5 protein-coding genes are annotated in these 12651 nt (G+C 71.0%); 2 read left to right on the top strand and 3 right to left on the bottom strand.

Annotated features, from left to right (window positions below; translation table 11 throughout):
• Positions 1 to 87: 87 nt before the first annotated feature.
• Positions 88 to 2010 carry an endo-1,4-beta-xylanase gene (locus L3i22_RS10825; RefSeq protein ID WP_221326831.1) on the bottom strand — a complete coding sequence of 641 codons (1923 nt, stop codon included), beginning with the start codon at positions 2008 to 2010 and terminating at the stop codon, positions 88 to 90.
• A gap of 156 nt (positions 2011 to 2166) precedes the next feature.
• Between L3i22_RS10825 and L3i22_RS10820 the strand changes: the two genes are divergently transcribed.
• The gene (locus tag L3i22_RS10820) at positions 2167 to 4128 is read left to right on the top strand and encodes a PAS domain-containing sensor histidine kinase (RefSeq protein WP_255658108.1); all 1962 of its coding nucleotides are present in this window, start codon (positions 2167 to 2169) and stop codon (positions 4126 to 4128) included.
• Between the two features lie 77 nt (positions 4129 to 4205).
• On the opposite strand, the gene L3i22_RS10815 is transcribed toward L3i22_RS10820, so the two are convergent.
• Together L3i22_RS10815 and L3i22_RS10810 are read right to left on the bottom strand one after the other, a co-directional pair.
• Positions 4206 to 4607: a hypothetical protein gene (locus L3i22_RS10815; RefSeq protein WP_221326829.1), complete on the bottom strand. Its 402-nt coding sequence runs from the start codon at positions 4605 to 4607 to the stop codon at positions 4206 to 4208.
• A gap of 108 nt (positions 4608 to 4715) precedes the next feature.
• On the bottom strand, positions 4716 to 7499 hold the full coding sequence (locus L3i22_RS10810; protein ID WP_221326828.1) for a BTAD domain-containing putative transcriptional regulator: 2784 nt from the start codon (positions 7497 to 7499) through the stop codon (positions 4716 to 4718).
• Between the two features lie 188 nt (positions 7500 to 7687).
• Here L3i22_RS10810 and L3i22_RS10805 point away from each other — a divergent pair, with 188 nt between their 5' ends.
• On the top strand, positions 7688 to 12643 hold the full coding sequence (locus L3i22_RS10805) for a family 43 glycosylhydrolase (RefSeq protein WP_221326827.1): 4956 nt from the start codon (positions 7688 to 7690) through the stop codon (positions 12641 to 12643).
• The last annotated feature ends 8 nt before the right edge of the window (positions 12644 to 12651 follow it).

The following is a 12651-nucleotide window of genomic DNA, read 5'->3' as shown; positions in this document are numbered from 1 at the left end:
GTATAGCTCTACGTCTATACGAGTCAACCGGTGAACTGGCGATCAACTTGACGAATGTCCCGAAACTTTCGGAGAACCCGTTTCCACTCAGAGGACCGTGCAGGCGGTCCCGTTCACGGTGAAGGCGGCCGGGACCGGATTGCTGCCGGTCCACGACCCGAGGAAGCCGACCGAGGCCGAGCCGCCCGCGGCGATCGTGGCATTCCAGGCGGCGCCGGTGACCGTGACCGCCGAGCCGGACTGGACCACCGAGCCGTTCCAGAGCTGCGAGATCGTCTGGCCGCCGGGGAACGTCCAGGCCAGCTTCCAGTTGGCGATCGCCGAGGTTCCGGTGTTGGCGATCTTCACGTCCCCCTGGAACCCGCCGGGCCAGCTGCCGGTCACCCGGTAGGTCACCGCGCAGGATCCGGCTCCCGTGGAGGTCGAGGGCGACGGTGACGCCGAGGCACTGGTCGACGCACTCGGGGACGGCGACGAGGTGCCGCCGATCTTGGCGGGGTCGACCACTCCCCAGTACGCCGATTTGGCCTGCAACCGGGTGTCGAACAGCAACGGCGCGTCCTTGCGGGCCACCGGGTACGTGTCCAGCCAGGTGTTGTCGTCGGCCAGCCCCCACAGCGTCACCGAGGTGATGTCGGCCTGGTACTTGCGGAACAGCGCGAACATGTCCCGGTACATGTAGGCCTGGGACAGCAGCCGGTCGGCCGGCGGCGTCGGGAACGACTCCCCGCTGCTCGTGTAGATGCTGACGTCCATCTCGGTGATCTGCTGCTCGACGCCGATCCCCTCGAACTTCTTCAGCATCGCCTCGGTGTCCGCGATCGACGGCCAGCTCACGTTGACGTGCATCTGGTGGCCGACGCAGTCGATCGGTACGCCCTCGCCCTTGAGCTGGACGACCAGGTTGTAGAGGGCGTCGCGCTTGGCGGGCACGTTGGTGTTGTAGTCGTTGATGCAGAGCTTGGCGTTCGGCGCGACCTCGCGGGCGGTGCGGAACGCCGTACGGATGTAGTCCAGGCCCGCGATCGTGTACCAGCTGCTGCGGCGCAAGCCGTCGGACTGCGACTCGTCGATCACCTCGTTGACCACGTCCCAGGTGCCGATCGTGTCGCCGTAGTGGGCCGCCACGTTCCGGATGTGGTTCGCCAGCCGGGCGAGCAGCACCTCCTTGGTGGCGTCCGCGAAGACCCAGGCCGGTGTCTGGTTGTGCCAGACCAGCGTGTGCCCGCGCACCTTCATCCCGTGCGCCTTGGCGAACGCGATCAGCGGATCCGCCTGGGTGTAGGTGAAGGTGTTCTCGGTCGGCTCGGTCGCGTCCCACTTCAGCGCGTTGCCCGGGGTGACCGAGTTGAAGTGCCGGGCCAGCAGGTCGCCGTGCTCGGTGGTGATCTCGGCGCCGGTGATCGCCGCGCCGACCGGGAACTCGGTGACCACATCCTTGACCGCGGGGATGTCGGTCTGGATCGGCAGCGCCGGCACGTAGCTGGCGGTCACGTCGTCGAGGTAGAGCGAACCGGTGGTGGAGGCGGTCTCGACGTAGACGCTGAGGAAGTCGACGTCGGCCGAGAGCGTGTAGTGCCCGGTCAGGTTGACCCAGCCGGTGGCGGTGACCGCGGTGTTGCCGACCACGGTCTCGTAGGTCGCGGTCCCGGCGGTCCGGCGCTCGACGCTGAGCCGGGCGTTGTCCGACCCGTCGGCCAGCCGCACCCAGGCGGAGATCGTGTACGCCGTGCCCTTGGTGAACGTGCCCAGCACGCTCAGCGCCGGCCCGTTCCAGGTCGCGGTCCGGCCGGTGACCGCGAGGCTGTGCGTGCCGCCGTGCGCGACGGCGGTGCTGTTGGTCAGGACCTCGGCCGACCGGCCACCCCAGCCCTGGACCGTGCCGTCCTCGAAATCGCTGGTCAGGACGGTGATCGGGGTGGGGTCGTCGGCTGCCTGGGCGGCCACGACAGCGGTGAGCGGGGCCGCGACCACAAGAGTGGCGAGAGCCAGCCGCGCGAGAGCGCGCATCGGAGTGTTCCCTTCGGGGACAGGGAGCGTAGACAGTGACCGTCATCGTTACATGGGAGCGCTCCCATTACAATGTCGTGTCCAGGATGTTGCGCGGTTCCGTCAGACACCTGGAACGCACCTCAGCTACTCCGGGGCACGGCCGATCAGACGAGCGTGCCGGACCAGATGTTCCTGCTGGCCAACCTGGTGATCATGGTGGCCTATACGGCGATCACGGTGGCCATCGTGGTGCCCGTGACCCGGGCCGGCCAACTGCGCAGCAACAAGCTGGCCGGCACGACCGCGATGATCTTCTTCAGCTGCGCGGTCGGGCACGGGCTGCACGCGTTCACCGCGCTGCTGGCCGCGATCCGGCCCGGCGAGCACCTCGCGCACGCCCAGCCGGGCAACTGGTTCTGGACCTCGGCGGTCTGGGACACGCTCACCGCCACCGTCGCGATCTACTACTGGACGCTGCGCCGGGGCTACGGGGTGCTGCTCGACAAGGGCTCGATCTATGTCGACCCGGTGACCCGGCACCAGTTGGACGAGGCAGACGCCCGGGAGCGGGCCGCCCGGGACGTGGCCGAGGCGCACCGGGTCACCCTGGCCACGGTGGTCGAGCACAGCGACGACGCGATCCTCGGGATCACCCCGGACGGCCTGATCACCGCCTGGAACCACGGCGCGGAGCGGGTCTTCGGATACACCGCCGAGGAGGTGATGGGCCGGTCGATCGCCGTGGTCACCGGCGACGAGAGCGGCGCCGGGAAGCAGCGCGAGGTGATGGCCCAGATCCGCGACGGCGCCCGCAGCGCCACCTACGAGGCGCGCCGGGTGCGCAAGGACGGCACCCCGGTGGACATCTCTCTGATGATCACCGGGATCCGGGACCACACCGGCACGATCACCGGCATCTCCGCGGTCGCCCGGGACATCACCGCCGCCAAGGAGCACGCCGAACGGCAGCGCGCCGTGCAGGAGCGCACCCAGCAGGCGCAGCGGATGGAGAGCCTGGGCAACCTGGCCGGCGGGGTGGCGCACGACTTCAACAACATCCTGGCGATCATCGCGAACTACACCGACTTCGCGATCGAGGAGACCGCCGACCGGCCGGCCGTGCAGGGCGACCTGATCCAGGTGCGCACCGCGGTGGAGCGGGCCACCAACCTGACCCGGCAGCTGCTCACGTTCACCCGCGGGGACGCGATCCAGCCCCGCAACGTGGCGCTCAACCAGGCGCTGGCCGAGATCGAGGCGATGCTGGAGCGGACCATCGGCGAGCACATCCACCTGGTGGTGGTGCCGTCCGCGACGCCGCTGACCGTGCACGCCGACCCCGGGCAGCTCCAGCAGGTGCTGCTCAACCTGGCGATCAACGCCCGGGACGCGATGCCGGACGGCGGCACCCTGGTGCTCGAGGCGAACCACGCCGACCTGGACGGCGACGAGGTCAACATGCAGCCGCCGCTGCCGGCCGGCCGCTACGCCCGGCTGGAGATCAGCGACACCGGCGAGGGCATGCCGCCGGCGGTGGCGGAACGGATCTTCGAGCCGTTCTTCACCACCAAGCCGCGTGGCAAGGGCACCGGGCTGGGCCTGGCCACCGTGTACGGCATCGTCACCGAGGCCGGCGGCAGCGTGAACCTCTACTCGGAGCCCGGCGTCGGCACCACCTTCCGGATCTACCTGCCCCTGGTCGACGGCCCGGTGGCCCGGGCGGTTCCCGGCAACGGCCGACCGGCCCGGCCGCCGCGCGGCGACGGGCGGACCGTGCTGGTCGTCGAGGACGAGGTGGCCCTGGCCCGGATCGTGACCCGGATCCTGACCGACAACGGCTATCGCGTGCAGGTCGCCACCGACGGCCGGCAGGCCCTGGCGATGTACGACCAGCACGGCTGCGACGTGCTGCTGACCGACGTGATCATGCCGGAGATGTCCGGCCCCCGGCTCGCCGAGTTGCTCACCGAGCGCCAGCCCGGCCTCCCGGTGATCTACATGTCCGGCTACAGCAACGGCCTGCTCGGCAGCACCCACGTCCTGGACGGGGACATCGCCTTCGTGGAGAAGCCGTTCACCGCCACCGATCTGCTGCACAAGCTGGCCGCCACCGGCGCCCGTACCCCGGCGCGCTGAGCACTTCGGACCACCGGATCATGGCCGGGCCCGCCGCGAACCGCGACAGCGCCCGGCCATGACCGGTCACCGGAGTGCTAACCGCCGAGGACGGTCAGCGTGAAACTCGCCGATGCGGCCTCCGGGTTGCTGTTGCGGGTGAGCGCGTTGATCGTGACCGTGTACGTGCCGACGGGCGCCGGCGCCGGAGCGGTCAGGAACAGGCTCGAACTGCCGTCCAGGAACGGCGTGGCCGGGAGGAACCGCGACGTGACGCCGCTGGGCAGCCCGGTCACGCTCAGGGTCACCCGGGTGTCCTCCAGCCGGGGGATCACGGTGAAGGTCAGATGGTTCGTGGCGATGCCACCCTCGACCAGGGTGGCCGAGCTCTTGCTGAGGTTGATCGAGTAGTCGGTCTGCGTGTCCGCGACCGCGGCCGCCGGAGCGGCCAGAGCCAGCGCCGTCGCCACCGCGGCGGCACTGCCGAGAATGCGGAACATGGGTTTCCTTCCCCCTCGTGAGGCGGCCGGGTCCGGCCCGGTCGCCGGCTGTCACCGCAGATCGTCGCAAGGGGCGCTGGAACGGCGCTGATGCGGCGCTGAAACGAATCACCCCAGGCACGGGACGGCGAGACCGGCGAGCCGGTCGCGCAGCACCGGAGCGTCCGGGTGCCGCAGTCGCTCCAGGATGGCCAGCGCCCGGCACCAGGTCTCGCCGGCGGCCGCCGCGTCCCCCGCCGCGTGCTGCGCCTCCCCCAGGTTGACCAGCGTGGTCGCCTCCCGGTAGTGGTCGCCCAGCCGCTGGATCAGGTCGACCGCGTGGCGGTAGGAGGCGATCGCCTCGTCGTGCCGGCCCAGCCTGGCCTGGGCCAGCCCCAGGCTGTCCCAGGTGTCGGCCTGGCCGTTGCGGTCGCCCAGCTCCACCAGCAGCGGCAGGGCCTCCAGGCAGCAGTCCCGGGCCTGCTCGTACTGGCCGAGCAGGGCGTGGCACCAGCCCACCGAGTTGAGCGCGATGGCCCGGCCCCGTTCGTGGCCGGCCGACCGGTACAGCTCCAGGGCCAGCCGGGCGTGCCCGAGCGCGTCCGGCCACCGGCCGCGACGGTCCATGGTGTACGCGAGGTTCAGGTGCACGTGGGCCCGGCCGGCCCGGTCACCGGCGCTGTCGAAGAGCGCGAGAGCCTGCCGCAACTCGGTGTCGGCGGCCTCGAAGTGGCCGAGCCGGGTCTTCGCGTACGCCAGGAAGCAGTGCGCCTGCGCCTGCGCGAACTGATCGCCCAGCCGCCGCCCGGCCGCCAGCGCGGTGAAGCCGACGGTGGTCAGGTCGTGCCAGTGGCCCGTGCGGTTGAGGAAGGTGACCATCGTCCACGCGAGGCGCCAGACCCGATCGTCGAGGTGCGTGGCGACGGCCAGGTGCACGGCGGCCAGCAGGGTGCGATGCTCGGCGGCGAACCAGGTCAGCGCCTGTTGCTCGTCGCCCGGTTGCCCGGCGTCCGGGGCGGGTGGCGCGGGTGGCGGGGTGAGCGGGTCGCGCGCCGGATACAGCAGCCGGTCGGACGCGTACGCGCAGCGGAAGTAGTGGTCGAGAACCCGGCGCACCGCGGCGCCCCGGTCCTCGGCCGGGTCGACCTGCTCGGCCAGGCCGCTCGCGTAGGCGCACAGCAGGTCGTGGAACCCGTATCGGCCGGCCGCGTGCTGCATCAGCAGGCTCGCCCGGGCCAGCTCCTCCACCATCGGACGGACGCGCTCCACCGGCACCCCGGCGAGCGCGGCCGCCCCCGGCGCCGACAGATCCGGTCCCGGGTGCAGCGACAACAGCCGGAACAACCGGGCGGCCGGCGGGGTCAGCGCCCGGTACGACCAGGAGAAGACCGCCCGCACGTCACTGCTCGGGTCGTCGCCGGTGAGCACCGCCAGCCGGCAGCCGGCGTTGCGCATCTCGGCGGCCACCGTGCGCAGCGGCAGCCGGGGGTGGATCGCCGCGCGGGCGGCCACCACGGTCAGCGCCAGCGGCAGCCGCGCGCTCCGGGCGACCATCTCGTCGACCGCGTCCGGCTCCGCGGCGGCCCGCGCGGCGCCGATCCGCCGGACCAGCAGCTCGCGGGCCTCGGCCGCCGCCGGCAACTCCACGCCGATCGGCCGGGCGCCCTCGGCGACCAGTCCGGACAGCTCGTGCCGGCTGGTCACCACCACCAGGCAGTCCGGCGAGCCGGGCAGCAGCGGCCGCACCTGGGCGCTGTCGCGCGCGTTGTCGAGCACGATCAGCGTGCGCCGACCGGCCAGCCGGGTCCGGTAGAGCGCGGCCTGCGCGTCCGGGTCGGCGGGGATCCGCCCGGCCGGCACGCCGAGCGCGTCGAGGAACTGGCGCACCGCCTCCGCCGGGTCCACGGCACGTGCCTCCGGGGCGAACCCGCGCAGGTTCACGAACAGCTGCCCGTCCGGGAAACGGCCGGCGGCCCGGTGCGCCCAGTGGACGGCCAGCGCGGTCTTGCCGACACCCGCGGTGCCGGTGATCGCGGCGACCCGCACCGCACAGGGCTCGGCGGCCGGCTCGAGCAGCGCGTCCAGCTCGGCCAGCGTGCTGTCGCGCCCGGTGAAGCCGGGGACGTCGCCGGGCAGCTGCCGCGGTACCGACCCGTCCCGCCCATCCGGCTCGGTACGGGGTTCCGGCGGGTCGAGCGAGGGATCGTGACGCAGGACGGCGGCCTGCAACTCGCTGACCGGCGTCCCGGGATCGACGCCGAGGTCGTCGGCGAGGCTGCGGCGCAACCGCTGGTACACCCGCAACGCGTCGGCCTGCCGCCCGGCGCGGTAGAGCGCGAGCATCAACTGCCCGTGCAGGTGCTCGTGGTGCGGCTGGTGCCGGATCAGCTCGGTCAGCTCGGGGACCACCGCGGCGTGCTCGCCCCGCGCCAGACGCGCGTCCAGCAGGGCCCGCACCGCGTCGAGACGGATGCCGGCCAGGCGCTCGGCCTCGCCCTCCAGGCGACTCAGCCCGGTCAGACCGGCCAGCGGCGGACCCCGCCACAGGTTCAGGGCAGCGCCCAGCCGGGCCACTTTGCGGTCCGGGTCGGCCGTCTGCCGGCTCTCCTCGATCAGGTCGGCGGCGACCTGCAGATCGGTGCCGACGGTCAGCAGGTAGCCGGGTGCCCGGGCCACGATGCTCTCCCGGCCGCCGAGCATGCGCCGCAGGTAGGAGACGTGGCTCTGCAACGTGTTCCGGGCGGTCGCCGGCGGCCGGCCGTTCCACACCACGTCGATCAGGTGGTCGGTGCTCACCACCTCGCCGGCGGCGAGCGCGAGCACGGCCAGCACCGCTCGGCGCCGCAGGCCGGACACCGGCCGCGGCACGCCCTCACCCTCCACATCGACGGATCCGAGCAGCCTCACCCGCACGCGGGCGACGCTACAACTCGGCGGCGGGTCCGGGGTGCTCCAGTCGTCCTGCCGACACCGGGTATCCGGCACACCCATCGCATCGAGGATCTTGACTCGGTTCTTGTGAGCGTTAACACTCGGGAAACACCGACGACACGTCAGCAAGGAAGATCATGCCTCGGTCTAAATTGTTAACGCTCCTGACAATGGCCTCCCTCCTCACCGGCACGCTCGCCATCACCTCCCCCGCCGCCGCGGCCGCCGACGACGGGCTGCTGCTCTGGTACAAGCTGGACGAGAAGTCCGGCGCGGTCGCCGCCGACGCCTCCGGCCACGGCCGCGACGGTGCCGTCACGGGCGCGACCTGGACCGGCGAACAGGGGCTGACCCTCGACGGGACCAGCACGTACGTGCGGGCGCCGAACGATCTACTGGCCGATCTGGACGCGGTCACCGTCGCGTTCGACGTGAAGCTGGACAGTGCACAGGCGACGCCGTACTTCCTCTACGGATTCGGCAACACCGATACGTCGACCGGCTACGGCAACGGCTACCTCTTCGCGACCGGCGACAGTTTCCGCAACGCGATCTCGCTGGGCAACTGGAGCGGCGAGCAGAACACCCGGCCGGCCACCGGCTACAACCTGACCCGCAACGCCTGGAAGCACGTCGCCTACACCCAGACCGGGACGACCGGGACACTCTACGAGGACGGCGTCGCGGTCGCCACGAACACCGCGATCAGCATCCCGCCGAGCGCGATCGGTGGCGGCTCGACCAGCGCGAACTACTTCGGCCGCTCGCTCTACACCGGCGACCGGTACCTCAAGGGCGGCCTGCGCGACATCCGGGTCTACGACCGGGCGCTCGCCGCCGACGAGGTGGACACGCTGGCCACGCCGGTCAACGAGACCGCGGTGGAGGCCGACCGGCAGGCCCTCGACCTCGGCGACACCAGCGCGCTGACGGCGAACCTGAGCCTGCCGGCGACCGCCGCGAACGGCTCGAAACTGACCTGGTCGAGCAGCGACTCCGCGGTGCTCACCGACGCCGGTGCGGTCACCCGCCCGCGGGCCGGGCAGCCCGACGCGCACGCCACGCTGACCGCGACGATCCGGCGGGGCACGGTCCAGGCCGCGAAGACCTTCGCGATCACCGTCCGGGCCGAGCTCGACGACGCGGCCACGGCCGAGGCGGCGGCGAAGACCCTGCAGATCAGGAACATCGACGACGTACGGGGAAATCTCGCCCTGCCCGGCAGCGGAGCCGGCGGCACGACAGCGACCTGGACCAGCAGCGACCCGGCCGTGATCAGCGCCGCAGGCGAGGTGCACCGGCCCGCGCACGGCACCGGCCCGGCCACTGTGACGCTGACCGCGACCGTGACCAGGGGCAGCGCGAGCGCGACCCGGGACTTCCTCGCGAAGGTGCCGGAACTGCCCGCGCAGGAGCCGCTCAAGGGCTACCTGTTCAGCTACTTCACCGGCGAGGGCTACGCGAACGGCGAGCAGATCTACCACGCGCTGAGCAACGGCAACGACCCGCTGAGCTGGCGTGAGATCAACGACGGGCAGCCGGTGCTCACCTCGACGCTGGGCACCCAGGGCCTGCGCGACCCGTTCATCATCCGCTCGCCCGAGGGCGACAAGTTCTACCAGATCGCCACCGACCTCAAGATCTACGGCAACGGCGACTGGGACGCCTCGCAGCGCTCCGGCAGCAAATCGATCATGGTGTGGGAGTCCACCGACCTGGTCAACTGGACGAACCAGCGGCTGGTCAAGGTCTCCCCGGACACCGCCGGCAACACCTGGGCGCCGGAGGCGTTCTACGACAACAAGCTCGGCGCGTACGTCGTGTTCTGGGCCTCGAAGATCTATGACGCGGCGGACACCGGGCACACCGGGACCACCTACAACAAGATGATGTACGCGACCACCCGCGACTTCTACACGTTCAGCGAGCCGAAGGTGTGGAAGGACCCGGGCTACTCGGTGATCGACTCGACGATGGTCGAGCACGACGGGCAGTACTATCGGTTCACCAAGGACGAGCGGAACAACGGCTCGTCGTCGCCGTGCAGCAAGTACGTCATCGAGGAGAAGTCCACCGACGTCCTCGACCTGGACTACGACTTCGTCTCCGAGTGCATCGGCTCCCCCGACCTGTCGCGCGGCGAGGGCCCGCTGGTCTTCAAGAGCAACACCGAGGACAAGTGGTACCTGTTCATCGACGAGTACGGCGGCCGCGGCTACGTGCCGTTCTCCACCACCGACTTGGACTCCGGGAAGTGGACGGCGGAGACGAGGTACACGCTGCCGGCGCGGCCCCGGCACGGCACGGTCCTGCCGGTCACCCAGGCCGAGTACGACCGGATCTCCGCCCGGTACGAGCCGCCGGCGCCCGCCCCCGGCCTGCGCCTGCAGTACAAGTTCGACGAGACCGGCGGCACGGTCGCCAAGGACTCCTCGGGCAACGGCTTCGACGGGACCTACCTCAACAAGCCGGCGCTCGACGGCACCGCGGTCACCCTCTCCGGCGGCTCCTACGTGACCATCCCGAACGGCGTGCTCAAGGGCGCGACCAGCGCGACCGTCTCGCTCTGGGCCAAATGGACCGCGTCCACCACGGTCAACCAGTGGATCTACGGCCTCGGCCCGGACAGCACAAAGTACCTGTTCACCAGCCCGTCCAACGGCTCGTCGGTGCTCTACTCGGCGATCACCACCGGGAGCTGGTCGGCCGAGTCGAAGCTGGCGACCGGCGCGGCGCTGCCCGGCGGCAGCTGGCAGCACCTCGCGGTGACCGTCGACGGCCCGACCGGCACGGCCACGATGTACCTCAACGGGCGCAAGGTCGCCTCGGCCACCGGGGTCACCGTCAAACCCGGGGACCTCTACGACGCGTCGAAAAGCTATTCGGGGTACGTCGGCAGGTCGCTCTACTCGGCCGATCCGTACTTCTCCGGATCGGTCGACGACTTCCGGATCTACAACACCGCCCTGACCAGCGCGCAGATCCTGAACCTGGCCGGGAAGGGCGCGTCGGTCGGCGGGGTCACCCTGCCGCAGCTCAAGGTGGACGCGATCGTCGACGACGCGGCGGGGACGGTGAAACTGCCGGTCGCCGAGGGCACCGACGTGGCCGCGCTCGCGCCGCAGTTCACCCTGGCCGAAGGGGCGACGATCAGCCCGGCGTCGGGGACGGTGCAGGACTTCAGCCGGCCCGTCACGTACCAAATAATCGGCGGAGATGGTGCGAAGCGGACCTGGACCGTCTCAGCGCTGGTGATGCGAAGCCCGGTTCTGCCGGGGTTGAACGCCGACCCGAACATCACCGTCTTCGGCGACACGTTCTGGATGTATCCGACGACCGACGGGTTCGCGAGCTGGTCAGGCACACAATTCCATGCGTTCTCGTCGAAGGATCTGACGCACTGGACCGACCACGGGGTGATCCTCGACCTCGGGCCGGACGTCTCGTGGGCCGACAACAGCGCCTGGGCGCCGACGATCGCTACCCGCGACGGCAAGTACTACTTCTACTTCTCCGGTGGGCTGGCCAGCGGAAACACGGCCAAGCAGCTGGGCGTGGCGGTCGCCGACAACCCGGCCGGGCCGTTCACCGACGCGCTTGGCAAACCACTCGTCGCGTCCGGGAGCTACAGCGGGCAGATGATCGACTCGGCGGTGTTCACCGACGACGACGGGAAGTCCTACCTGTACTGGGGCAACGGCAACTCCTACCAGGTGCCGCTGAACGACGACATGGTCTCGTTCGACCCGGCGCAGGTGAAGACGTACCACCCGGCGAACTACAACGAGGGCTCGTTCGTGATCAAGCGGAACGGGACCTACTACTTCATGTGGTCGGAGAACGACACGCGCAGTGCGGACTACCGGGTCGCGTACGCGACCGGCAGCTCGCCGACCGGGCCGTGGAGCGACCGGATCGGGGTGATCCTGGCCAAGGACGCGTCGCTCGGCATCCTCGGGACCGGGCACCACTCGGTGGTCCGCGCCCCGAACAGCGACGACTGGTACATCGCGTACCACCGGTTCGCGATCCCCGGCGGCGACGGCACGCACCGGGAGACCACGATCGACCGGCTCACGTTCGGTGCGGACGGAAAGATCAACCCGGTGGTGCCGACGCTGGAGAGCGTGGACCCGGTGACCGTGGCGCACGCGGGCGCGGACGTCACCGGCCCGGAGGGCAGCGCGATCCCGATCACCGGCTCGGTCTCCAACGACGCCAACCCGCCGACGTGGTCCTGGACCGCGGGTGACGACGTGGACGCCGGCGCCACCTGTGCCTTTGCCGACGCGCACGCCGTTGCGACGGCGGTGACCTGCACCGACGACGGCACCTACACGGTCACGCTGGCCGCCGGCGGGAGCCGGGACTCGGCGCTGGTCACGGTGGGCAATGTCAGCCCGGCCGCGTCGGCTCCGAGCGCGCCGACCGAGCCGGTCGCGACCGGCAGGGTGGTCACGCTCAGCGTTCCGGTCACGGACCGCGGCGCCAACGACACCCTTTCCTGTACGGCGTCGTGGGGCGACGGTTCCGCCTCGACCGGCACGGTCGGTGGCGGACTCTGCGTGGTGACGCACGCCTACACCACGGGTGACGTCTTCGAGCCGTCGGTCACGGTCCGTGACGACGACGGGGCCGCGTCCACGGTGACCGCGCCGCACGTGGTCACGTATGTCGCGGGCGGCGGTCAGGTCGCCGGCAACGGCACCCTGACCGCATCGGCCGGTTGCCTGGACGGCATCCGCGCGGGCGGCACGGTCGAGTTCGCCTTCACCGCCGGATCGGCCGCAGCCTCGAAGAATGCCGCCGGATCCGCCGCGGCCGCGAAGAAGGTCGGCGGATCCGGCAGCGGCCGCACGTGGCTCCGGTTCGCGGGTGGTGATCTGGACTTCCGGTCCACGTCGCAGACCGCGCCGCTGATCGTCGGCGGGACCGCGACCTATCAGGGCACCGGCACGATCAACGGCGCCGGCTCCTACCGGTTCCTGGTCTCCGCGGTCGACGGCACCGACCGGCTGGCCGTCCGGATCTGGGACGCCCGGACCGGCCGGACGGTCTTCAGCCAGCCGCTGCCGACCCGCCTGACCAGCGGCGGCATCGTCGTCTCGGCGAAGAAGAGCCACTGACCGCGGGT

This window comes from Actinoplanes sp. L3-i22, assembly GCF_019704555.1.
Lineage (GTDB): Bacteria > Actinomycetota > Actinomycetes > Mycobacteriales > Micromonosporaceae > Actinoplanes.
The sequence above is the reverse complement of the archived record's forward strand: the minus strand, read 5'-3'. Positions and strand labels throughout refer to the sequence as shown.

Bases quoted from the DNA above. Each gene is read 5' to 3' on its own strand.
- L3i22_RS10825 (WP_221326831.1), bottom strand. From the start codon at position 2,010: ATGCGCGCTCTCGCGCGGCTGGCTCTCGCCACTCTTGTGGTCGCGGCC.
- L3i22_RS10805 (WP_221326827.1), top strand. From the start codon at position 7,688: ATGGCCTCCCTCCTCACCGGCACGCTCGCCATCACCTCCCCCGCCGCC.
- L3i22_RS10815 (WP_221326829.1), bottom strand. From the start codon at position 4,607: ATGTTCCGCATTCTCGGCAGTGCCGCCGCGGTGGCGACGGCGCTGGCT.